General features: G+C 64.2%; 20 protein-coding genes and 1 pseudogene. 14 read left to right on the forward strand and 7 right to left on the reverse strand.

Annotated elements, in window-relative coordinates:
- Positions 1-86: 86 nt before the first annotated feature.
- On the forward strand, positions 87-2,870 hold the full coding sequence (locus BRC58_02435) for a UPF0182 family protein (GenBank protein PSP18849.1): 2,784 nt from the start codon (positions 87-89) through the stop codon (positions 2,868-2,870).
- Here BRC58_02435 and BRC58_02440 read toward each other — a convergent pair.
- Positions 2,853-3,713, reverse strand: coding sequence for a hypothetical protein (locus BRC58_02440; GenBank protein ID PSP18850.1), 861 nt, complete (start codon positions 3,711-3,713; stop codon positions 2,853-2,855). The two genes, BRC58_02435 and BRC58_02440, sit on opposite strands and share 18 nt — an antisense overlap.
- Positions 3,714-3,842: 129 nt before the next feature.
- On the opposite strand from BRC58_02440, the gene BRC58_02445 reads away from it, so the two are divergent.
- Complete coding sequence (locus BRC58_02445) at positions 3,843-4,952, forward strand: ABC transporter substrate-binding protein (protein ID PSP18851.1); 1,110 nt, start codon at positions 3,843-3,845, stop codon at positions 4,950-4,952.
- 3 nt (positions 4,953-4,955) lie between these two features.
- Here BRC58_02445 and BRC58_02450 read toward each other — a convergent pair.
- Positions 4,956-6,640: pseudogene (locus tag BRC58_02450) on the reverse strand (mechanosensitive ion channel protein MscS).
- Positions 6,641-6,727: 87 nt separating this feature from the next.
- On the opposite strand from BRC58_02450, the gene BRC58_02455 reads away from it, so the two are divergent.
- Together BRC58_02455 and BRC58_02460 are read left to right on the forward strand one after the other, a co-directional pair.
- The gene (locus tag BRC58_02455; protein PSP18852.1) at positions 6,728-8,050 is read left to right on the forward strand and encodes an adenosylhomocysteinase; all 1,323 of its coding nucleotides are present in this window, start codon (positions 6,728-6,730) and stop codon (positions 8,048-8,050) included.
- 79 nt (positions 8,051-8,129) lie between these two features.
- A complete protein-coding gene (locus BRC58_02460; GenBank protein PSP18853.1) occupies positions 8,130-8,747 on the forward strand; it encodes a hypothetical protein in 618 nt (205 codons plus the stop codon).
- Here the strand turns inward: BRC58_02460 and hisA are convergent.
- Positions 8,744-9,517 carry a 1-(5-phosphoribosyl)-5-[(5-phosphoribosylamino)methylideneamino]imidazole-4-carboxamide isomerase gene (gene hisA / locus BRC58_02465; protein PSP18854.1) on the reverse strand — a complete coding sequence of 258 codons (774 nt, stop codon included), beginning with the start codon at positions 9,515-9,517 and terminating at the stop codon, positions 8,744-8,746. The two genes, BRC58_02460 and hisA, sit on opposite strands and share 4 nt — an antisense overlap.
- A gap of 89 nt (positions 9,518-9,606) precedes the next feature.
- On the opposite strand from hisA, the gene BRC58_02470 reads away from it, so the two are divergent.
- From BRC58_02470 to BRC58_02490, 5 genes are all read left to right on the forward strand, one after another.
- Positions 9,607-10,755: a DNA replication/repair protein RecF gene (locus tag BRC58_02470; GenBank protein ID PSP18882.1), complete on the forward strand. Its 1,149-nt coding sequence runs from the start codon at positions 9,607-9,609 to the stop codon at positions 10,753-10,755.
- 56 nt (positions 10,756-10,811) lie between these two features.
- The gene (locus tag BRC58_02475) at positions 10,812-11,735 is read left to right on the forward strand and encodes a spermidine synthase (protein PSP18855.1); all 924 of its coding nucleotides are present in this window, start codon (positions 10,812-10,814) and stop codon (positions 11,733-11,735) included.
- 379 nt (positions 11,736-12,114) lie between these two features.
- Positions 12,115-12,927, forward strand: coding sequence for an SAM-dependent methyltransferase (locus BRC58_02480; GenBank protein PSP18883.1), 813 nt, complete (start codon positions 12,115-12,117; stop codon positions 12,925-12,927).
- Between the two features lie 111 nt (positions 12,928-13,038).
- A complete protein-coding gene (locus BRC58_02485) occupies positions 13,039-13,878 on the forward strand; it encodes an SAM-dependent methyltransferase (protein ID PSP18856.1) in 840 nt (279 codons plus the stop codon).
- A gap of 328 nt (positions 13,879-14,206) precedes the next feature.
- The gene (locus tag BRC58_02490) at positions 14,207-14,644 is read left to right on the forward strand and encodes a hypothetical protein (protein ID PSP18857.1); all 438 of its coding nucleotides are present in this window, start codon (positions 14,207-14,209) and stop codon (positions 14,642-14,644) included.
- On the opposite strand, the gene BRC58_02495 is transcribed toward BRC58_02490, so the two are convergent.
- Together BRC58_02495 and BRC58_02500 are read right to left on the reverse strand one after the other, a co-directional pair.
- On the reverse strand, positions 14,641-15,054 hold the full coding sequence (locus tag BRC58_02495; protein ID PSP18858.1) for a nuclear transport factor 2: 414 nt from the start codon (positions 15,052-15,054) through the stop codon (positions 14,641-14,643). The two genes, BRC58_02490 and BRC58_02495, sit on opposite strands and share 4 nt — an antisense overlap.
- A gap of 79 nt (positions 15,055-15,133) precedes the next feature.
- Positions 15,134-15,634, reverse strand: a complete 501-nt coding sequence (locus tag BRC58_02500) for an Orange carotenoid protein (GenBank protein ID PSP18859.1) — start codon at positions 15,632-15,634, stop codon at positions 15,134-15,136.
- A 139-nt stretch (positions 15,635-15,773) separates the two neighbouring features.
- On the opposite strand from BRC58_02500, the gene queG reads away from it, so the two are divergent.
- On the forward strand, positions 15,774-16,784 hold the full coding sequence (gene queG / locus BRC58_02505; GenBank protein ID PSP18860.1) for a tRNA epoxyqueuosine(34) reductase QueG: 1,011 nt from the start codon (positions 15,774-15,776) through the stop codon (positions 16,782-16,784).
- Positions 16,785-16,786: 2 nt separating this feature from the next.
- Here queG and BRC58_02510 read toward each other — a convergent pair whose 3' ends face one another.
- The gene (locus BRC58_02510; GenBank protein PSP18861.1) at positions 16,787-17,191 is read right to left on the reverse strand and encodes a hypothetical protein; all 405 of its coding nucleotides are present in this window, start codon (positions 17,189-17,191) and stop codon (positions 16,787-16,789) included.
- Positions 17,192-17,341: 150 nt separating this feature from the next.
- Here BRC58_02510 and crcB point away from each other — a divergent pair, with 150 nt between their 5' ends.
- The 4 genes from crcB to BRC58_02530 all read left to right on the forward strand — a co-directional run bounded on the left by crcB (position 17,342) and on the right by BRC58_02530 (position 21,715).
- Positions 17,342-17,740: a fluoride efflux transporter CrcB gene (gene crcB, locus BRC58_02515; protein PSP18884.1), complete on the forward strand. Its 399-nt coding sequence runs from the start codon at positions 17,342-17,344 to the stop codon at positions 17,738-17,740.
- A 120-nt stretch (positions 17,741-17,860) separates the two neighbouring features.
- Complete coding sequence (gene mgtE, locus BRC58_02520) at positions 17,861-19,249, forward strand: magnesium transporter (GenBank protein PSP18862.1); 1,389 nt, start codon at positions 17,861-17,863, stop codon at positions 19,247-19,249.
- 61 nt (positions 19,250-19,310) lie between these two features.
- A complete protein-coding gene (locus BRC58_02525; GenBank protein ID PSP18863.1) occupies positions 19,311-20,279 on the forward strand; it encodes a hydroxymethylbilane synthase in 969 nt (322 codons plus the stop codon).
- Positions 20,280-20,290: 11 nt separating this feature from the next.
- On the forward strand, positions 20,291-21,715 hold the full coding sequence (locus tag BRC58_02530; GenBank protein ID PSP18864.1) for a glycogen synthase GlgA: 1,425 nt from the start codon (positions 20,291-20,293) through the stop codon (positions 21,713-21,715).
- Here BRC58_02530 and BRC58_02535 read toward each other — a convergent pair.
- Positions 21,712-23,016 carry a homoserine dehydrogenase gene (locus BRC58_02535; GenBank protein PSP18865.1) on the reverse strand — a complete coding sequence of 435 codons (1,305 nt, stop codon included), beginning with the start codon at positions 23,014-23,016 and terminating at the stop codon, positions 21,712-21,714. The genes BRC58_02530 and BRC58_02535 overlap by 4 nt on opposite strands.
- Positions 23,017-23,046 lie beyond the last annotated feature (30 nt).

The following is a 23,046-nucleotide window of genomic DNA, read 5'->3' on the forward strand; positions in this document are numbered from 1 at the left end:
CTCAGTCTATAACGGTTGCAAGTGCCGATTTCGTTTGCCCCGCCTGGCAGTCACAATGGCAATCGTATTGCTCGCAGCTGCTTGCCGTGCGCCCTCGTCCTGCCAATTGGCTTCTCAAACTGCTCCCTCCGGTCGCCATCGCGATCACGATTCTCGCCCTAACCTCAGAAACGCTCGTCCGCCTGCTCACCGAAGCCTGGTGGTTTGCGGCGCTCGACTTTGCCGGGACGTTCTGGAAGCGGCTGGGATGGCAGGTTCTAACCTGGGTGGCCACCTTTGCTGCCTTTGCGGCTTTTTTGGGCCTCAATGCCGCGCTTGCCCTGCGCCCGCAAGGCCAATCCCGCCGCAGTCGCCACCTGGATGAGGCCCGCGGCGCGCTCAAAATCGCACTGCCTATTGCGATCACCCTGCTGGCACTGATTGCAGCCAGCAGCGCGGCCGGCTGGGAGACGCCGCTCAAGTTCATCCACGCCAGCTCGTTTGGGACGCGCGATCCAGTTTTCGAGCGCGACATTGGCTTTTATGCGTTCCGGCTGCCGTTCTATCAGGGCCTGCACGGCTGGCTGCTCGGGCTGGTCGTGGCTGGGCTGGCCGTAACCGTTCCGCTCTACGCGCTCGCTGGGGGCATCGATCCGCAGCGGGGCTGGCGCCGCGCGATTGCCGGGCAGGCCAAAACGCACGTCACGCTGCTGCTGGTCGCGCTGGCGCTGCTGTTGGCCCTAGGGTTCTGGCTGGAGCGTTACCAGCTGCTGTACTCAACGGCAGGGGCCGTCACGGGGGCAGGCTTTACCGACATTCACGCCCGACTGCCAGGCTTGGAGGCCATGAGCGTGGTTGCGGTCGCGCTGGCGGTAATGCTGCTGCTCTCGCTGCAGCAAACCAGCCTGCAACTGCCGGCCTTGGGAGTGGGCGGGTACGCCGTTGCGGCCCTGGTGCTAACCCAGATCTATCCCAGCCTGCAGCAGCAGCTGGCAGTCGCCCCCAACGAGCTAGCCCGCGAGAAGCCCTACCTCGAGCGCGAAATTGCCCTAACGCGGCAGGCTTATCGCCTCGATGAAGTCGAGCGCTCTGCCTATCCGGGCAACGCGCCGCTCGAGCGGCAAGACCTCGAGGCCAACCAAGCCACCGTTCGCAACATCCGCCTCTGGGACTACCGGCCGCTAGAGACCACCTACCAGCAGCTGCAAGGCATCCGGCCCTACTACACCTTTCCGGATGTCGATGTGGATCGCTATACCCTCAATGGCAACTACCGGCAAGTCACGCTCGCGGCGCGCGAGCTGGCCGATGCCCCTAGCGATAGTTGGGTGAGCCGGCGCTTGAAATACACCCACGGTTACGGCGCGGTCATGAGCCCAGTCAATACTGTGACGCCGCAGGGGCTGCCGGAGCTATTCATCAAAGACATCCCGCCCCAGTCGAGCGTCGATACTGCCATTGAGCAGCCCGCGATTTATTACGGCGAGCAGACACAGGAACCCATCTTTACCGGGACCAGTACCCCCGAGTTCGACTATCCCCGCGGCGATAGCAATGCCCAGACGCGCTACGACGGGCAAGGCGGCGTTCCCATGGGGTCGCTGGGCAGGCGCTTGGCCTATGCCTACCAGCTAGGCAACCTCAAAGTGGCGATTTCGTCCTACTTTGGCACGGATTCCCGCATCCACTACCACCGGCAAATTCGCGATCGCGTCGCCCGCATCGCGCCGTTCCTGCGCCTGGATGGCGATCCCTACCTGGTCGTAGCTGACGGCCGGCTGAAGTGGCTGATCGAGGGCTACACGGTCAGCGATCGCTACCCCTACGCCGAGCCGGTCTCGGGGATCAATCGTGCCGGGGCCATTTTGGAGCCGGGGGCGGACGACCAGCTCGTTGCCGGCGGCTTTAACTACGCTCGCAACTCGGTCAAAATCGCGGTGGATGCCTACCACGGCAGCATCACCTTCTACGCCTTTGACGGTAGCGATCCGCTCCTGGCGACCTACCGCCGGATTTTTCCCGAGCTATTTGAGCCCCAATCGGCCCTCCCGGAGGCGCTGGCGGCCCACGTTCGGTATCCGCTCAATCTGTTCAACATCCAGGCGCAGATGTATCTGCGCTACCACATGCGCGATGCCGAGACCTTCTACAGCCAAGAAGACCTCTGGCGCTACCCCGTCGAGCAGCGTCGCGGCCAAAAAGGGGCCGTCGAGCCTTACTACATCATCATGCGCTTGCCCGAGGCCGATGGAGAGGAATTCGCGCTGATTCTGCCGTTTACCCCCGAGGACAAAGACAATGCCATCGGCTGGATGGCCGCCCGCTCGGATGGCGATCGCTACGGCCAGCTGCGCCTGTACCAGTTCCCCAAGCAAGAACTGGTCTTCGGTCCCAGCCAGATCGAGGCGCGCATCAATCAAAACCCCGACATCTCCGAGCAGCTGAGCCTTTGGGACCAGCGCGGCTCGCGCGTGATCCGCGGCAACCTGCTCACCATTCCCATTGCCGAGGCGCTGCTCTACATCGAGCCCGTCTACTTGCGCGCGGAGCAGGGCGAGCTTCCCGAGCTCAAGCGTGTCATTGCGGCTTACCAAGAGCAGACCATCATGCGGCCGACGCTGGAGGACGCCTTGAGTGCGCTCTTCGCTCAAGGGCAACCCCAAGCCGCCCCCAGCGACGCTGCCCCCGCCGAAGCCGAGGCGGAGCCGCCGGAGGCTGCCCTGCCTGCAAGCCGCGTTCGGGATGCCCGCGAAGCGCTGCAAGCCGCGCGCGAGGCAGCGCGCAATGGCAACTGGGCCCAGTACGGGAACGCGATTGAGGAGCTAGACCAGCTATTGCAACAGCTGGCCCCGTCCGATAGCGCCCGCAATGGCTCAACCCAGGGCAATTAGCGCCACGCCCCCAACCATGATGGCGGCACCGCTGGCTCGCTCCAGCAGGCCGCGCTCGCGGAACAGTAAGTGCCCCCAGAGCACGCTCAGTAGGGTGCTGGTGCGCTTGACCGAGATGACGTGGGCCACCAAGGTCAGGCTGATGGCCTGCATCTGGCACAGCACGGCAGCCCCTTGCAGCAAGCCAACGGGCGCCAGGACAGGCAGATACTGCAGCACCGGCCGGATGCCTTGCGGCGATTTGACTAGCACGAGGGGCAGCATGCTGGTTGCAATGAAGCTAAAGTTGGCGCCCGCCCAAAAGCTAGGGCTGGAGTTGCGCACGCCCACTTTGTCGATGGTGGAGCTAAAGCTCCAAATAAAGGCCACCAACAGCATTAACTGCGCGCCCCGCTGCTGCAGCAGCGCGCGCAGCGGGGCCAGAATGCCGCGCTTGCGCTGCTTGAGGTTGAGCACGTAGGAGCCCACTACAATGGCCGCGATCCCGGCGGCATCGGAGGCAGTGGGATGCTCGCCCACAATCAGTGGCGAGGTTACCAGCAAAAACAGCGGCGTAAAGGCGATCAGCGGCACAGCAATGGAGAGGTCCGTGAGCTTGAGCGCCCGAATGTAGAGCAGGATGGCCACCACGTTGGTACTGCCACCAGCTAGAAGGGCCCACGGAAACATGGGGCCCAGCTCGGGAACGCCCGTCACCAGCAGCACAGGCAGTAGCAGCGGTAGCGTAAAGACCGTTAGCGACCAAGCCACAACGTACTCGTTGAGGGCCTGCAGGCCGCGCTTGCTGGCGGCATCCTTGAGGGACTCGAACAGGGCCGTCAGGCTGGCAAACAGAAACCACATGGCTGCAATGGGACGGGCTGTTAATTTTATTTAAGCCATTGCCGCCACCCAGCGGCAGTGGCCTAGATTGCTCCTATCCGGCGGCTGTCAGTAGGGGGTGCCGCCGCAACCAAGGCAAGGCGATCACTTATGAAACGCAGAACGTTTGTTGGCAGCGCCGCGCTCGGCGCAGCCAGTGCCACCGCCCTAGGCGCGTGCAACCAAACGGACCAGGGACCCGCAACCCAGGCCAGCAGCCTGCCCCGCGTGGAGTGGCGCATGGCGACAAGCTGGCCCGAGTCGCTGGACACGATTTACGGCGGCGCTGAGGATATCAGCCGGCGGGTGAGCGCCATGACCGATGGGCGCTTTCAGATCCACCCGTTTGCAAGCGGCGAGATCGTGCCGGGGGACCAAGTGCTGACTGCCGTCCAATCCGGAACCGTGGAATGCGGCCATACGGCCAGCTATTATTACATCGGCAAAAACCCCGCGCTGGCGTTCGGCACGGCCGTTCCTTTCGGGCTGACGGCCCAACAGCAGGATGCTTGGCTTTATGAGGGCGGCGGCCTGGAAGCCATGCAAAAGCTCTATGCCGATTTCAACATCGTCAACTTCCCGGCGGGCAATACAGGCGCCCAAATGGGCGGGTGGTTCAACCGCGAAGTCAGCACCGTCAGCGACCTGGAAGGCCTCAAAATGCGCATCCCCGGTTTGGGGGGTAAGGTCATGTCGCAGCTGGGGGTCAACACGCAAGTGCTGCCGGGCGGCGAGGTCTATCTGGCTCTCGATCGCGGTGCCGTCGATGCGGCCGAATGGGTGGGTCCCTACGACGACAAAAAGCTGGGCCTCAACGAAGCTGCCCCCTTTTACTATTACCCCGGTTGGTGGGAGCCGGGCGCCACGCTAGAGGCGCAAGTCAATCGCTCGGCCTGGCAGCAGCTGCCCCAGCAGTACCAGGAGATCTTTAAAACAGCGGCCCGCGAAGCCAACCTCAACATGCTGGCCAAGTACGATGCCCGCAACCAAAAAGCGCTGCAATCGCTGCTCGAGGGCGGGACCGAGCTCAAAGCCTACTCGGACGAAATCCTCAAGGCCGCCCAGGAGGCCGCCTTTTCGCTCTACGAAGACAACGCCCGCCAAGACGGCACGTTCAAGCAGATCTACCAGCAGTGGCAGCAATTCCGCCGCCAGGTGGTGCAGTGGCACCAGACCAATCAGCTGAGCTTCCAACGCTTTGTCGGCGAGATGATCGCGTAGGGCTCAGCGCGAGCGCGGCTGCGCGGATGGGGAAGGTGCGGGGATAGCAGCACTGGGGCCCTCCTCGGGGGCACGGTTCTGGTCTGGTGCGAACCAAGCTTGTTGCGGCAGCGATAGGGCGATTCCCTGCTCGTCCAAGGCGGCCTTAATGCGCCGGCGGCACTCGCGCGCGACGGCCCACTGCTTCATGGGCTGCGTTTTGATCCAGACGCGGACGATCGTCCCGTGATCGCCAAAGTCATCCACGCCCAGGACGCGCGGTTTCTCCAGGATGTAGGGGCGCCAATGGCGGTCTTGGCTTAGGGTGCTCGCCACGCGTTCGATGGTGGCGATGGCGCCATCCGTATCGGCTTGGTAGGCCACCGGAATTTTGAGATCGGCCCGCGACCAGTTGCTGGAGAAGTTGGCGACCACCGCAACGGCGCTGTTGGGTACAGTGACCAGCCGCCCCCCGGCATCCCGCAGCTGCGTGATACGCAGGCCGACTTTTCCACCAGGCCACCGACATCGCCATTGGGACTGCTGACCGCGATCCAGTCCCCCACGGCGTACTGGTCTTCCAGCACGATTAAAAAGCCGTTGATGAAATCGCGAATGAGGTTTTGCGCGGCAAAGGAGAGCCCCACGCCAATAAGGCCGGCCCCAGCCAGCAGCGGCCCCGTGTTGACGCCCATGGCTGTCAGCCCCGCCAGCATGCCAATGACGAGCCAGCTCCCGGTGGCGATGCTTTTGGCCACCCCTGAAATGGTCGAGGCACGCAACTGCAACCGCCAGTTGGCCTCGGGGGTCATCAAGGCGTTGTTGGCCAGCAGCGCCGTCAGGCGGTCGATGAGCGCGTAGCTCAAGCGCACGATCAAATAGATGCCGAATCCCACCAAGGCGATTTTGAGGGGCAACCCAAAGCTGGAGGCAATAAAAATGGGGATAATGCGCGTTTGCGGAAACAAGCTGCAAGCGGTGAGGCTGCTCCCCAACCAAATGCCGATTTGGGCGAGCTGCAGCAAGCGGTGGCCCACCTCGCTAAGGTGGCGGTTTTGCCGGCGGTTGAGCCGCGTTGCAGTTGGCGGGTTGGGTGGGGCTTCGGCGGCAGCCAGGGCTTGCTTGGAGCGCCGGTAGCGCCGCTGCCAGCGCCAGTAAATGGCCGTGCTGGCCAGTAGCGCTGCAGCCCCCAGGGCGGCTGCTTTGCGGGCCTGCGCGCGCATGTAGGCAGGCTGCCGCTCGCGCTGGGCGCGCTCGAGCCCCTGGCGCAGCTGACTGGCAATTTGGCGCGCGCGCATCGGCTGGCTGACCGAGCGCAATGCCGCATCTTGGGCCGTGACGTTCATCAGGCGCCACTGGCAATCGCTGCTAGTGCACGAGCCGAGCGAAACGACGAGCGCGAGCGAGTCTTTGGCCTTCTCCGTCTGGAGCTTGAGTTGGGGATCCGAAGCCCCCAGATAGCGCGGAAGAATGGTGTTGTTGAGCACGCCTTGAATGGTTGCCGCTCGCTCCCAGAGCGCCGTTTTGGGGGCGGCAATTTCAAACAAGCAGCGGCCGTCCAGCCAAATGCAGCGACTGTCCGAATCGCTGCCGTTTTGGGGCGCCGATATCAAGTGCTCGGGGGCTAGATTGGAATCCAGCATGCCCGGTATCTGCGCGCGGGCTGGCGAGCCCAGCAAAGCTAGCAACAAGCTCAGCCCAGCCAGCATCCCAAGGCCCAAGCGCCGCTTGCGGAAGCGGAAACGTCGCGGCACGCTACCTCACTTGCCCACCGACCGATACGTCCAAATTGTAAGCTGCCAGCCCGTCCACCGGCGCTCCCCCGACGCGCCGGGTCGGGCTGGTCTCCGAGCGGCGGCCGGACGACTCCTCGAGCGTCTCCAGGCGGTCGAACAGCGTGTCGTACGTCCGGTCGGGGATCACCGGGTCCGCCTCCTGGTAGTAGCGGTGGTCGTGGTACCGTATCGCCTCCCAAACCCCTAGAAGGCATCCGACTGACGGCCTGCTGCCACGTCACTGCCGAAACAGCCAATCTGGCCATCGCGCTGCAGGCAGGGGGCGCGGACGCGTTGCTGATCGCCAGCAATCCGCTCTCGACCCAAGACGAAGTAGCCGCCAGCCTCGTGGCCGATTGGGGTATCCCGGTGTTTGCCATCAAAGGCGAGGACAACGAGACCTTCCACCGCCACGTCAACGTCTCGCTGGATCACCGCCCCAACATCATCATCGATGACGGCGGCGATGTCACCGCCACCCTGATTCAGGAGCGCCAGAACCAGATCGGCGACATCGTGGGGACGACCGAAGAAACCACAACCGGGATCAATCGCCTGCAAGCGATGGTCAACGACGGCGTTCTGGCGTTCCCCTCCATGAACGTCAACGACGCGGACACCAAGCACTTTTTCGACAATCGCTACGGCACCGGCCAATCCACCATCGACGGCATCCTGCGGGCGACCAACACGCTGCTGGCGGGCAAGACGCTGGTGGTTGCCGGCTACGGCTGGTGCGGTAAAGGCGTTGCCATGCGCGGGCGCGGCATGGGGGCCAACGTCGTCGTTACCGAGGTCGACGATGTCCGGGCGCTGGAAGCTGTCATGGATGGCTTTCGCGTCATGCCCATGGACGACGCCGCTGCCCTAGGGGATGTGTTCGTCACGGTCACTGGCAACAAGCACGTCATCCACGGCGAGCACTTCAAGCACATGAAAGACGGCGCGATTGTCTGCAACGCCGGCCACTTCGACATCGAGATCGACCTCGAATCGCTGCGCTCCCAAGTGAACGAGATCAATGAGGTCCGGCCGTTTACCGAGCAGTACGTGCTGCCCAATGGCAACTCCATCGTGGTGCTGGGCGAAGGCCGCTTGATCAACCTCGCCTCGGCCGAGGGGCATCCCAGCGCCGTGATGGACATGAGCTTTGCCAACCAGGCGCTGGCCAGCGAGTACCTGGTGAAAAACCAAGGGCAGCTCGAGCATCGCGTGCACTCCATCCCGCGCGATGTCGATGCCGAGATCGCGCGCCTGAAGCTGCGCGCCATGGGCATCCGGCGCGATGAGCTCAGCCAAAAACAGACCCAGTACATGAACTCCTGGAGCGAAGGTACCGATTGAGGCAGGCCTTGCGGGGGACGGTTAGCTCCCCCGCATTGCAGTCGCCTGCTCCCGCAATCGCCAGCCAACCGAAGCTCCCATGGCGCGACTGTCAGCCGAGCTGCAGCGTTTTTTCTTTCAGCAACAGCGGCTGCCGCAGGTCCAGCTGCAGGAGCTCCTAGCACTGACCCAAGAGCGCACCTTTGGGCTGCTTTTTGTCGCGCTGGCGCTGCCTTCGGCCCTACCGGTTCCGGCCCCGGGCTATGCCATTCCGTTTGGGGCCGTGCTGTTGCTGCTAGCCTTACAGCTAGCTTGGGGAGCCAAACTGCCGTGGCTGCCCCAGCGCGTCCGCAACTACAGCATCGAGCTCGAGCGCGCCCGGCACTGGACCCGGCAGGGGCTGCCCTGGCTGCAGCGCATTGAAGCTGTAGCGCGGCCCCGGCTGAGCTTTGTTTGTACCAGTCCGCCCGGTCGCATGGCGCTCGGCGGCGCCATCGCGCTGATGGCAGCTTCCATGATGGTCCCCATTCCGCTGACCAATACGCTGCCCTCCATTGGCATTTTCGTGACCGGGTTCGGCTTGTTTGAAGATGACGGCGCCATCGGCCTCATGGGCCTGGCCATCTGTACGGTTAGCGCAGCGCTGTCAGCGGCGATCGTCGCGTCGCTAGTGTGGGGTGGCACGAGCCTGCTGCAGGGCGTGCCACCAGGCAGCTAAGCCCACGCTGGCGGTTCGGTGTCGGCAGGGACGTCCTGCCAGCGCCCCGGCCCAACCGCTTGCAGCGCCTCCGGCAGCGATACGTCACCGGTGTAGAGCGCGCGGCCGACGATTGCCCCACTCAGGCCCAGGGGCTCGAGCGCAGCCAAATCGAGCAAGTCCGCCACCGAGCTGACCCCGCCCGAGGCGATCGCCGGCACCTCGATGGCCGCAGCCAGCGCGCGCAGGGCCTCGAGGTTGGGCCCGCTCAGCGTTCCATCGCGCTGGATGTCGGTATAGACGATGGCAGCTACCCCCAGTGCCTGCAGCTGCTGGGCCAGCTTGATCGCGCTCACCTCGGTGGTCTCCAACCAACCGTGCGCCGCCACCCGGCCGTTGCGTGCGTCGATGCTGGCGGCAATCTGGCCCGGGAACGCCTGGCAGAGCGCGCAGACGACCCCCGGCTGCTCGATGGCAGCCGTCCCCAAAATGGCGCGCACCGCACCGGCCTCAAGGAGTCGGGCCACGCTGTCGCGATCACGCAATCCGCCGCCGACCTGAACGGGCACCGCAACGGCGCGCGCGATCGCGGCAATGGCGTCCTGATTGACCGGATGGCCTCGCTCGGCGCCATCCAAATCGACGGTATGCAGCCGCGTTGCCCCCGCTTCAACCCACTGCCGGGCCACGGCTACCGGATCCTCGCCGTAGGTTTGCGCTTGCGCGCGATCGCCCTGATAGAGCCGCACGCAGCGGCCGCCGAGCAAATCGATAGCCGGAATGACTTCCATGGGGGCTTGGGGGCTGGCGTATGTCCCCAATCGTGCCATTTACCATCGGGGCGCTGCGCCTGCCCCTGGGTTTGGCGAGGGAAGCGGCCATGTTCTTGCACGAGCTGTCCCTACAGCAATTCCGCAATTACCGCGAGGGGCGCGTGGGCTTCGACGCGCAAAAAACGATTTTGGTGGGCAAAAACGCCCAGGGCAAATCCAACCTGCTGGAGGCCATCGAGCTGCTGGCAACGCTCAAAAGCAACCGCGCCGCCCGCGATGGCGACCTGGTCCATCAAGACGCCCCAGCCGCCCGCATTGAGGCAAGCGCCCAGCGCGCATTCGGCCCGCTCGAGCTGGCCCTGACGCTGCGCAAGCGCGGGCGGCGCACGGCTAGCCTCAACGGCCAGTCCTTGCAGCGGCAGCTCGATTTCTTAGGCTCGCTCAATGCGGTCACCTTTTCCAATTTGGATTTGGAGCTGGTCCGCGGCAGACCCGAGGTCCGCCGTCGCTGGCTGGATGCCTTGCTGGTCCAGCTCGAGCCGGTCTACGCGCACCTGCTGCAGCAATACAACCGCGTGCTGCGGCAGCGCAACGCGCTGCTGCAAGAACTGCGCCGGGCGCGCGCCGCGCAAGAGCGCCCCGCGAGCGCCAGCCCGGATTGGCAAGACCGCCTGGCGGCTTGGGACGCGCAGCTAACGGCCAATGGCGCGCGCCTCATGGGCCGCCGCGCTCGCATCTTGCAGCGCCTGGCCCCGCTGGCCCGGGACTGGCACGCCAGCATCAGCAACGCGCGCGAAGCGTTGGCAGTTGCCTACACGCCCAACGTCAGCTATCCGCCGGAGGGGGATCCGGATAGCGTGCGGCGCGCCATTGGCGAGCGCATCGCGCAGCGGCGCGAGGCCGAGATGCACCAAGGCCGGACGGTGGTGGGGCCGCACCGCGATGAAATTGCGCTGACCCTCGATGGCATCCCTGCCCGGCAGTACGGCTCGCAGGGACAGCAGCGCACCCTGGTGCTGTCGCTCAAGCTGGCCGAGCTGCAGCTGATCGAGCAAATTGTGGGCGAGCCACCGCTGCTGTTGCTCGATGACGTTTTGGCCGAGCTGGATCCCGAGCGCCAGGATCGGCTGCTGGCAGCCATCCAAGCGCGCTTTCAGACCCTCATAACGGCCACCCACCTGCAAGCGTTTGATGTGCAGTGGCAGCGCGACTCGCAGGTACTGACCGTCGAAGCCGGTCGCATCGAGCGCGCTTAACCGCCCCAGACCGATAGGATGCCCGAGGCGAACTCTAGCGCAATAGCGATCGCGCCATGGCTGGCGGCAAGCTCCAAGCCGATTTCTGGCTCAGCGAATACCTGACGGCCTGGGACATTTACGCGCACGGCATTACGCGGGTACTGGCGCACAAGCAAACGGCCTATCAGGACATGTACGTGGTCGAGACGGGGGCCTACGGTAAGGCGCTAGTCCTCGATGGCAAGTGGCAGTCCTGCACCGGCGACGAGTTCCTCTACCACGAAGCGCTGGTCCATCCGGCCGCGATCGCCCAGGGCGGGCCGCGCCGCGTGCTGGTGCTGGGCGGCGGCGAAGGCGCCACCATCCGGGAAGTGCTGCGCTGGCAGTCGGTCGAGCGTGTTTTGATGGTCGATATTGATGGCGAGGTCGTCGAAGCCTGCCGCGAGCATCTGGGCGAGATGCACGCCAATGCCTTTGAGGATCCGCGCCTTGAGCTGCACATTGGCGATGCCATCGCCGTTTTGGAAGGCACCGAGCAACCGTGGGACCTTATCATCTCGGACCTCTCCGATCCCATTGAGGAGGGCCCCTCCTTCCAGCTGTTTACCCGCGAGTATTTCGAGCGCGTCCGCAATGCGCTTGCCCCAGGCGGTTTTTTTGTCATTCAGGCTGGGCCCGTCGCCCCCCCTAAGCTCACCCTGCACGCCCGCTTGGCCAACACGGTGGGGGCTGTCTTTCCGCACTTTTGGTCCTATACCTCCTACGTTCCCACCTTTGCCTCGCCTTGGGGTTTTGTGCTGGGCTCGGCCGAGACCATTCCCACCCGCCCCGATCCGGACGCTGTGGATCGCCTGCTGGCCGAGCAAACCAGCGGCGGGCTGCGAATGTTGGACGGTACGGCCTTGTTGGGGCTGCTGCAAACGCCTGCCTACCTGCGGCGCGCGATCGCGCAGCAGACCGAGGTTTATACGATGCAAGCACCGCCCAAATTCGAATGAGGCTGCGGGGATCGGGGGAGCTGAGGTGAGAGCGCGCTTGCCGCCCCGCCTGGGAACGATGCAGCGCTCCCGCCGCAACCGGCGCTGGACATTGGGGCGCCCAACGGGGTTTAATGATCGAGGTTGCCAGCAGGCGAACGGTGCCCAACCGACGCCCGCTAGCAAACACCTGCTTCCCAGGGCGCGATTGCCCGTGCGCTCGGTCCCGGCCATCGCCCCAGTGCGTGAAATGGCAGCGGCCAAGCAGGATGCTCTGCGCTGCGATGCCGCCCAACGGCCGCCCATGCGCGAGCGGCGCGCATTCGGCTCGGTCGGGATCGCTCAATCCTGTTTTGGGAAGCTAGCGAACTCCGCGAGGCAAACCATGAACCTACCGCAAATGAACCTGCCCAAAAACGGCCAACAGGTGCAGGACTACGGCACCGATCCCACGGCCGTTCGGGACAGCGACCATTACGCCAATGAATACATCCAAAACTTTGTCGAGAAGTGGGATCAGCTCATCAACTGGGAGGCTCGGGCCACCAGCGAAGGGTATTTCTTTATCGAAACCCTCAAAAACCACGGCGCAAGGCGCGTGCTCGATGCGGCAGCCGGCACGGGCTTCCATTCCATTCGCCTGCTTGAGGCCGGCTTTGATGTGGCCAGTGCCGATGGCAGCGTCGAGATGCTGGTCAAAGCCTTCGAGAATGCCACCCACTGCAACCAGATCCTGCGAACCGTCCACGCGGACTGGCGCTGGCTGACTAAAGACATCCACGAGCGCTTCGATGCCGCCATCTGCCTGGGGAACTCCTTTACCCACCTGTTCTCCGAGCAGGATCGGCGCAAAGCGCTGGCCGAGTTTTATGCCGTGCTCAACCACGACGGCGTGCTGATCGTCGACCAGCGCAACTATGACTCCATCCTCGACGGCCGTTACGACACCAAGCACACCTACTACTACTGCGGCGAGAACGTTAAAGCCGAGCCCGAGTACGTCGATGACGGCCTTGCGCGCTTCCGATACGAGTTCCCCGACAAGTCCGTTTTCAACCTCAACATGTACCCGCTGCGCAAAGACTACACGCGGCGCCTGCTCTACGAGGTAGGCTTTCAAGAGGTCAAAACCTACGGCGACTTCCAAGAGACCTACCACCAAGACGATCCGGACTTTTTCATCCACGTTGCAACCAAGCAACCGTCGGCCTAGTCTCAGGACTAACCGAGCGGTTGCCAGTGCCGGTCCGGGGCTCCCAGCTGCCGCACCGCGACCGGCAGACCGCTCGGTTGGCCGCCGATGCCTTAAGGAGCACTGCCAACCATGAGCGAATCAGCCGATGCCGTCGTCGATACGGCCCGCCAGTACTACAACAGCAACGACGCCGACAATTTCTACTACACCATCTGGGGCGGCGAAGACATCCACGTTGGGCTCTACCAGTCCCAAAACGAGCCCATTGCTGATGCCAGCCACCGCACGGTCGAGCGCATGGCCGAGATGCTGCAGATCCTCGGTCCCAACTCGCGCGTTATTGACGTTGGGGCCGGCTACGGCGGCTCGGTCCGCTACCTTGCCCGGACCTACGGTTGCCCCTGCGTGGCGCTCAACCTCAGCGAGGTGGAAAACGAGCGCGATCGCGTCAAAAACCGCGAGCAGGGGCTAGACCACCTCATCGATGTCGTCGACGGCGACTTCACCGACCTCCCATACGCGGACGGCAGCTTCGACATCGTTTGGTCGCAGGATTCGTTCCTACACAGCGGCGATCACGCCCGCGTCCTGGCCGAGGTGACTCGCGTGCTGCGAAGCGGCGGTGAGTTTATCTTTACCGATCCCATGCAAACCGATAATTGCCCGGAAGGGGTGCTGCAACCCATCCTGGAGCGCATCCATCTGGACAGTTTGGGCTCGCCAGGCTTCTATCGCGAGCAGGCGCGCAAGCTGGGCTTGGAAGAACTTGCCTTCGACGAGCGCACCCATCAGCTCACCAACCACTACGGCCGGGTGCGCCAAGAACTGATGCGCCGCGAGCAGGAAGTGCGCCAGGCGGGCGTAAGCCAGGCCTACATCGACCGGATGAAAGAGGGCCTGCGTCACTGGGTCAATGGCGGCCAAAGCGGCTACATGGCTTGGGGCATCTTTCACTTCCGCAAGCAATAGCAGGGGTCGGCGGGCGGTCCCTTACCCAGCGCGCCAGCTGGCGCAAGGGACGCTCGCCGGGCGTAATTGGCCAACCACACCGAGGCTGGGATGGAAAATAGCGACTGGGCCAACTGGGCTGCTGCCGGCTTGGCGCTGGCGATCACCATCGGCGGCTTGCTCATGATGTTCACCAACTTATTCACCGATAGCAGGCGCCGCTGAGCTGCCCCGCATTAATTTGTATTAAATTTTATTGAAGCGAGTGCCGCGATTGCTAAAGAATATGAGTTTGAGGGGGGTATAAGGCAGGATCGTCTTCATCTCAAGGCAATTTCGGTCAATCGTTATGGCAGATTTGCTCGTGCTGGCCCCGCGGTACCGCTTGGATGATGAAGGACCGTGGCTGCAGGGGATCGATCCAGCACGCTATTACTGGATTGAGGCCAACGGCGACCCGACGTTTGCAACGGCCATCCCCGGCTTGCACGCCACCTCGTTGGCCGAGTGGAGGCAAACCGTCCGGGCCTTTCGGGCCCTGGCGCCGCAACAGCAGCTAACGCTCGAGCGCGCGGCCGAGCGCTGCACCCTGCACTGCATCGCTCCAAATTGCTACGCAATCGAAACGACGCTCGCCGGCGCGCTGGTCTGGCACCTCTTCGATCGCGAAACGCTGGAGAGTTTGCTCATGGCCGGCCACCCGGACTGGCAGCCCTCCCAACGCGACTGCGAGCTGGGCCGCCGCCAGTTGAGCCAAACGTGGGCTCAAGCCAGCCCGGTGGGCTAACCCGTTGGCGCGGCGCCGCGCTCGAACAGTTCTTGCAGGGCAGCGAGGAGCTTAATCTCGGCGCGCGCAATTTGGCCGTCGGGTAGCAGCGAAAATACCCAGGCAACGTTGACGCCAAGCAGCGGCGTTTGCACGTAGCCGCCCACGCGCACCCCGTGCCCGTCACTCGCTTCCAGGGTGGCTTGGCGCGGGTAGGCCTGCATGCCTTGGGCTTCGGCGTTTAAATAGGCCGCGATCGCCGTGCGGCCAGCCTGAGGGTCATCGAGCGGCGGCTGCAGCACGCCATCGGGATGAGAAAGCTGGGCCGTGGCCTCAAATTGGCCGGCGTTGAAGGTGCGGAAGTAGCGCTCGAGGGTGGGCTCTTCGAGCTCGGTAACGGCGGGCTCGCCGGCGGTTGTCGCTTCAGTCATGGTTATCGTTGGCGGTGGCGCGGCTGCAAGCAAGCAGACCTGCCGGCAAGGTGACGGCGCTGCCAGCAGGTCCGTGCGGTTACTGGACTAGCGGATCGTTGCCCATGGTGGCGACCGCGTTGCGCAGAACGGTCAGCTGCTGGCCGAATTCCAGGTTGCGGATGGCGTAGCGAGCGCTGCGAACCTCGGCGCTCGTTTGATGGTCGGCTGGCATGGGTACGACTTTGCCCTGGCGCATCCACTGGGCAAGCTGGTACCAGAAGGCCAGCTGCGTGTTGGCGCTCAGGATGCCGTAGGCGCGGCAGATGGGGGTATTGGCGTTGCGATCCAGATCGCGCATGGCCTGCAGCTGCTCCTGGTAAGACATGCGCTCGAATTGCTCCAGCAGGCCTTGGGCAAGCTGCAAGCGGGCAGCGCCGGGTGCAGCCGGTGTAACGAATTGGCCCATATCGGTATAGACATACCAGAGCAGTGCGAGCCGATCGTCGACGCTCAGGCGCCGGATTTGGGCCGTCGTTGCGGCGACAGGTGTCTCGAGGTTGGTATTGGCGGTTGGGGTGGCAGGCGTGGTGTAGGTCATGGCTGGTTGGCAGAGTGCTTCGGCGATTTCAGTCCGAGGGCGGCCGTTGGGGCCCTTCGCTGAATGCAGTTACATTATGCAACTTTTTATTAAGAAATGCAAACCCATCTTGTAGCACGCTGGCTTAAGTGCTATCTAGATGGTACTTATCCGTTCGCACGCGGCGATCGCTCCGGTGCCAGTCACCCGTACTGCGCTCGAAAACCAAGCTCGGGCCTTGGGATTCCACAAAGTCGGCGTTGCCCCTGCCGATGCCGCCGAGCTAAGCCAGGCCGTCCAGCACCTGCGGCACTGGCTGGCGCAGCAGTACCATGCCGACATGCACTGGATGGAGAATCCCAAGCGCTTTGACGTGCACCGGTGCCTGCCGGAGGTCCGCTCGGTCATCTGCGTCGCCCTCAACTACTACACGCCCCAATCCCACCCCAAGGGCGAGGACGCTGCCAAAATCTCGCGCTACGCCTGGGGGCGGGACTACCACAAGATCATGGACAAAAAGCTCAAGGCCCTAGCCAGTTGGCTGCAGGAGCAGGGCGGCGGTGCCCGGGCGCGCTACTACTGCGATACGGGCCCCGTTCAGGACAAGGTGTGGGCGCAGCAGGCCGGATTGGGCTGGATTGCCAAAAACGGCAACCTCATTACGCGCGAGTACGGCAGCTGGGTGTTTTTGGGCGAGGTCCTGACCGATCTGGCGCTCAGCGCCGATCGGCCGCACACCGAGCACTGCGGCAGCTGCACGCGCTGCCTGGAAGCGTGCCCCACCGATGCCATTACGCAGCCCTTTGTGGTCGATGCCAATCGCTGCATCGCCTACCACACCATCGAGAACCGCTCGGAGGTGCTGCCGCAGTGGATCGAGCCCCACCTAGAAGGCTGGGTGGCCGGGTGCGACATCTGCCAGGACGTTTGCCCCTGGAACCAAAGCTTTGCCCAAGCAACGGATGTGGCCGATTTTTACCCGCGCCTGGAAAACGTGGCACTCAAGCTGAGCGAGCTAGCCCAAATCTCAGACCGCGAGTGGGATCGGCGCTTCCGCGGCTCGGCCCTACGCCGTGTCAAGCCGCGCATGCTGCGGCGCAATGCGCTTGCCAACCAGCGCGGCCAGCAAGCGCGCCAGCATGCCGATCCGGAACAGCCAAATGGGGCCTAGCGTTAGCTGCCCGAGCGGGGCTGGGTTAGGGCGTCCCAAGCAGCGCGGGCTGCCTCGTTGAGGCGATCGCCAAACTCGTTGAACTCCTGCACCAGCGACTCCCAATTTTGCTGGGCGTCTTGTTGCAGCAGCTGGAAACTTTGCTCGATGCGGTCGGGATCGAACAACTCGGCCGACTCGATCTCTTGCCGGGTCCGGCGGATGGCCTCCAGATAGTTATCCAAGGCCAGCTCGCCGGCCTTTTGCGCCTCCGATTGCGCTTTGCGCGTCACGGTCTCGATGAGGTTTTTGGTCTCGGCCCGCGCTTGCTCGGTGGCTTCCGGCATGTTCTGCTCCACCAAGCGATCGGTGCGATCGCTGACTTGAATGGGGGCCTGCTCCTGAGGCGTCTCGGGTCCTTGGTTCATACGGCTTCACCTCTCATGGTATCGGCAAAGGATTCACCTCCATCCTATTCCCCCGTCTGCTGCCGCCGATGGGAGCGAGCTGCTAGCATTCGGAGCTACCTTCGCTTGGGCCTGCACGGCCCCGATCGCTGCTGCCCGCCACTGATTGCCATGCCCCTCGACCCCGCTTGGCGCCCGCCCCTGGCGATCGCGCTGGGCGCCGCCGCCGGTGCCTTGAGCCGGCACTACCTCACGCTGTGGTTCGCGCAGCGATTGGGCGGCAGCTTTCCCTACGGCACCGCAGCCGTCAACCTCTCGGGCTGCCTGGCCATGGGACTGTTGGTAGCGGCGGCACTAGTGCGGACCAACGACATTGCCCCCGAGCTGCGGCTGCTGGTGGGGACGGGGTTTTTGGGCGCCTACACCACCTTTTCCAGCTACGAGCTTGAGAGCTTGGCGCTGTGGCGCGATCGCGGCGCTGTGATCGCCGGCTGCTACTGGTTGGGGAGCGCCACACTGGGCGCAGTTGGGGTTCGCCTGGGCATGCTGCTGGGCCGCCTGCTGGGGTGAGCAACGGCGCCGAGACAACCCTCTACAATGCCAAGCTGTAGGGGCCAGCCTGGCCGCACCAATTCCCAAGCGAGATAGCTGGGACTGCCGCTAGCGCGCGCTGCCAGCGAGGGGGGCAACGTGACCGAACGGCTGGATTCGCTGCAAACGACCTCGCGCGAGGAGCTGCGGCAGCTGGTGAGCGAGCAGCTGCAAAGCATGCTGGAGCAAGAGAACTGGCAGGGGGTCAAATCCCTGCTGGTTCCCGTCCAGCCCATCGACGTTGCCGAGGCCATCGAGGCGCTTCCCGAATCGTGGCAGGCGATCGCGTTCCGCCTGCTGCCCAAAGGCAAAGCGATTGAAGTTTACGAAAACCTTGACACCAGCGTTCAGCAGGGACTGATCCAAGAGTTCAAGCGGCAAGAAGTCATCGATCTGGTCGAGCGCATGTCGCCCGACGACCGAGTGAAGCTGTTCGACGAACTCCCGGCCAAAGTGGTTCGGCGCCTGCTGAGCCAGCTCAGCGCCCAAGAGCGCCAGGCCACCGCACAGCTGCTGGGCTATCCCGAGGATACGGCCGGGCGGCTGATGACGCCCGAGTACATCTCGCTCAAAGACACTTGGACGGTCGCCCAGTCCCTGGAGCGAATCCGCAACTTGGCCAGCGCCTCGGAAACGGTTTATTCGCTCTATGTCACCGATGCCGCCCGGCAGCTGTCCGGAATCGTGTCGCTGCGAGACCTGGTGCTGGCTGATCCCGAGACCCCCGTTGGCGACATCGTCACCCGCGATTTGGTCTCGGTGCAAACCGATACGGACCAGGAAGAAGCCGCGCGGCTGATCCAGCGCTACGATTTGCTGGCGCTGCCCGTGGTCGATCGCGAGCAGCGCCTGGTGGGCGTCATTACGGTCGATGACGTCATTGACGTTCTAGAGCAAGAAACCACCGAGGACATCTATACCTTGGGCGGCGTGCAATCGGCCGGCGATAGCTACTTCCAGACCCACCCTGGGGCAGCGGCTGGCAAGCGCGTTGTCTGGCTGCTGGCGCTGCTGTTGACCAATAGCCTCACCAGCCAGATCATTCAGTCCCAACAAGCGGTCTTGCAGCAAGTGGTGGGGTTGGCCGCCTTCATCCCGCTGCTAATCGGCACTGGCGGCAACGTTGGCGCCCAGTCCTCAACCGTGGTCATCCGCGGCATCAACACGGACGAGGTCCGCGATTTGGGGCCGCTGCAGGTCGTCGCCCGCGAGATCCTGGTGGGCGCGCTGTTGGGAACCATGCTGGGCGCGCTCGCCCTGGGATGGGCGTTCTGGTTGCAAAATGAGCTGCCAGTGGCCGTGTCGGTAGGCGCCAGTTTGTTTGCCATCGCCATCCTGGCCTCGGGGGCGGGCTCGGCCCTGCCGTTTCTGTTCCGCGCCATCGGCCTGGATCCGGCACTGATGTCGGCGCCGTTTATCACCACGGCCGTCGATGTGCTGGGCGTGCTGATTTATTTTTATCTGGCACGCCTGATCTTGGGCCTGTAAGGGCGGCAAGCGGCGCTCGTGTCACAATGCCCCTACCGGCCCGCGCGATCTCAGCAACGCCATGACCTCCGCTGCCAGTCCGGCCGTTCGCATCGGCACTCGCAAAAGCAAGCTGGCCCGGGCGCAAACGGATTGGGTGCAGCAGCGCTTGCAGGCCCAGTTCCCGGAGCGGGCGTTTGAGGTCGAGGCCATGAGCACCCAGGGCGACAACATCCAAAACGTCGCCCTATCCAAAATTGGCGATAAGGGCCTGTTTACCAAGGAGCTGGAGCTGGCCCTGCTCGATGGCCGCCTGGCGCTGGCCGTTCACTCGCTCAAGGACCTGCCCACCCAGCTGCCGGAGGGGCTGGTCATTGGCAGCATTACCGAGCGCGTCGACCCCGGCGATGCGCTGCTGGTGCGCGAGGCTTACCGCGACTGCACCATCGAGACGCTACCAGAAGGCTGCGTCGTGGGGACCTCGTCGCTGCGGCGCTTGGCCCAGCTGCGCTATCACTTCCCGCACCTGCAGTTCAAAGACGTCCGCGGCAACCTCAACACCCGGCTCGCCAAGCTCGATGCCGGCGACTACGATGCCATCATCCTGGCCGTGGCGGGCTTGCAGCGCTTGGGGCGCAGCGATCGCATCCAGCAAGTCATCCCGCCGCGCTTTTGCCTCCACGCGGTCGGACAAGGCGCCCTGGGCCTGGAGTGCTGCGAGGGCGATGCGGAGACGCTGGCGCTGGTCAAAGCCGTCGAGGACCCGCTTACCCGCGACCGCACCCTGGCCGAGCGCGCGTTTTTGCGCGAGCTGGAAGGCGGCTGCCAGGTTCCCATTGGGGTCAACTCGCACATCGATGGCGAAGCGCTGACCCTGATAGGGATGGTGGCGAGCCTGGACGGCCAGCAGCTGATCCAGGACAGCATCAGCGGCTCGCGCCAAAGCGCCGAGCGATTGGGGTACGAGCTGGCCGTGCGCTTGCGCGATCGCGGCGCCAAAGCCATCTTGGACGACATTTTTGCCCAAATCGAGCGCGATCCCAGCTACTAGCTAGCAACACCATGCAAATCCTGTTTGTTGCCGCCGAAGCTGCTCCCATCGCCAAAGTCGGCGGCATGGGCGATGTCGTGGGCGTTTTGCCCCGCGTGTTGAGGGAGCTGGGGCACGATGTCCGCATCTGTTTGCCGTATTACGGCTTCTTGCCGGATGAGCTCAGCATTCCCGCAGCGCCAGTCTGGCAAGGTCGGGCGCTTGGGCAGGCATTTGGGGTTTATGAGACCGTACTGCCCGGGACGACGGTACCGCTCTACCTGGTGGGGCATGCAGCCTTTGAGCCCCGCCGCATTTATCACGGTGACGACGAAGGCTGGCGGTTTACACTGTTTGCACGTGCGGCCACCGAGCTTTGCTGGCACTACTGGCAGCCGCAAATCGTCCACTGCCACGACTGGCATACAGGGGCAATCCCCGTTTGGCTGCGCCACTCATCCGCGATCGCCACAGTCCTAACCATCCACAATCTGGCCTACCAGGGCCCCACCCGGGAGCGGTTGGCGCAGTTTGTCTCGCTCCCGAGCGAGGTGCAGGGCCACAACATCATGGCAGCGGCCATTCACCACGCCGATCGCATCAATACGGTCTCGCCCACCTACGCCCGCCAGATCCAAACCCCTGAGTACGGCGAGTCGCTGGATGCCCTGCTGGCCGCCCAAAGCGACAAGCTGGTCGGCATCGTCAACGGCATCGACACAGTCAGCTTCGACCCCGCAAGCGACGATCACATCCCGCAGCCCTACACGGCCCAGACCCTGGAGCAGCGCGCGGCCAACAAGGCGGCCCTGCAGTCGGCGTTCGGCCTGAGCGCCGAGCCCCAAACCTTCACCATCGGCATGGTGTCGCGGCTGGTGGAGCAAAAAGGCCTCGATCTGGTGCTGCAGAGCCTGGGCTGGTTCCTGGCCTACACCGACGCGCAATTCGCCGTTTTGGGCACGGGCGAGGCCCGCTACGAGACCCAGCTTTGGGATTTGGCCGCCCGCCATCCCGGCCGCATGGCCGTGCAGCTGCTCTACAACGACCGCCTCTCGCGGTGGGTCTATGCCGGCAGCGATGCTTTCCTCATGCCCTCGCGCTTTGAGCCCTGCGGCATCAGCCAAATGTTGGCCATGCGCTACGGTTGCGTCCCCATCGTTCGTCACACCGGCGGCCTGGTGGATACAGTGGCGCCGCACGATCCCGCTGCTGGCGCCGGGACCGGGTACTGCTTCCAGGGCTACGACGCGCTGGCACTCTACACCTGCCTGGTCCGCACCCGGGAGGGCTTCGCCCACGCCCAGAGCTGGCAGCAGCTGCAGCAGCGCGGCATGCAGCAGGACTTTAGCTGGTACCGCTCGGCGCGCGCGTACGCGGGGACATACAAGACGCTGCTGGGCCTGCCGCTGGCGGCGGACGAGCGCCAGCCTGCCTTGGTCGCGGATGCCGAAGCTTAACTAGCAGATAGCACGCGCAGCAAGCTGGGAATGCTGAGCTGCTCCAGCGCGGCCGACTCCTGAATGGCAGTGAGGGCAGCGCGGACGTTGCGCTCTTGCACTTGGTGCGTTACGACCACGATTTCGGCCAGCCCATCGCGAAAGTCGATCTGGACGATGGACTCCAAACTAACGGCGTGCTGGCCGAAGCAATGCCCGATGTGCCCGAGCACGCCCGGGCGGTCCACGCACAGCAAGCGCGCGTAAAAGCGCGCGACGAGCGCTTCTATGGGCTGTACTGAGGCTGGGGGCTGCGGCTGGGTGCCCAGCAGCGGATGGAGCGCCTGGGGAGGGGCGCAGGTTTTGAGGATGGCTGCAACGTTCATCAGGTCCGAGACGACGGCGCTGGCGGTGGGACCGCTGCCGGCCCCCGGCCCGAAAAACATCACTTGCCCGATGGGCTCGCCCTCGATCAGGATGGCGTTGTCGACGCCATCAATGCTGGCGAGCGGATAGTCCTTGGGCACTAGGGTGGGGTGCACGCGCGCCTCCAGCTCGCCGCTGGCATCGCGCTGGGCGATCACCAGTAGCTTGAGGGCAAACCCCAGCCGATCCGCGTAGCTGATATCGGCAGCGCTCACCTGGCCGATGCCCTCGCGATGGATGGCATCCAGCGGCACGCTCTGGCCGAAGGCGAGCGAGGCCAGAATGGCCAGTTTGTCGGCCGCGTCGTAGCCGTCCACATCGGCGCTGGGATCGGCCTCGGCATAGCCCAACTGCTGGGCCTCGGCCAAGACTGCATCAAAGTCGGCGTTGTGGGCCGCCATTTGGGTCAGGATGTAGTTGGTGGTGCCGTTGACAATGCCGATGGCGCGCTGGAGGCGGTTGGCGCTCAGGGCGTGCTTGAGCGGCTGGATGACGGGAATGCCGCCGCCGGCAGCCGCTTCGAGTGAGACGTAAACCCCGGCTCGATGGGCGGCGGCAAAAATTTCGTCGCCGTAGCGCGCGATCGCGGCTTTGTTGGCCGTGACCACGTGCTTGCCCTGCTCGATGGCCTGCAGCATGAGCGAGCGCGCCGGCTCCAGCCCGCCCATGAGCTCGACAATGGCATCAATGGCGGGATCGGTAACGATCCCTTCCAAATCGTCGGTCAGGACATCGGGGGGCAGCTCGACGCTGCGGGCTTTATCCAGCGAGCGCACCCCGACGCGCTGGATCTCGAACTCGCGCAGCAGTGGATGGCGCCCCTGGGGGGCTTCCAGGATCCCGACAACGCTACTGCCGACCGTGCCCAGGCCCAGCAGGCCGAGTTTGAATGCCAAGCCTACGCCCTCGTGCCATCCGCCGGCATT

This window comes from Cyanobacteria bacterium QS_8_64_29 (assembly GCA_003022125.1).
GTDB lineage: Bacteria > Cyanobacteriota > Cyanobacteriia > Cyanobacteriales > Rubidibacteraceae > QS-8-64-29.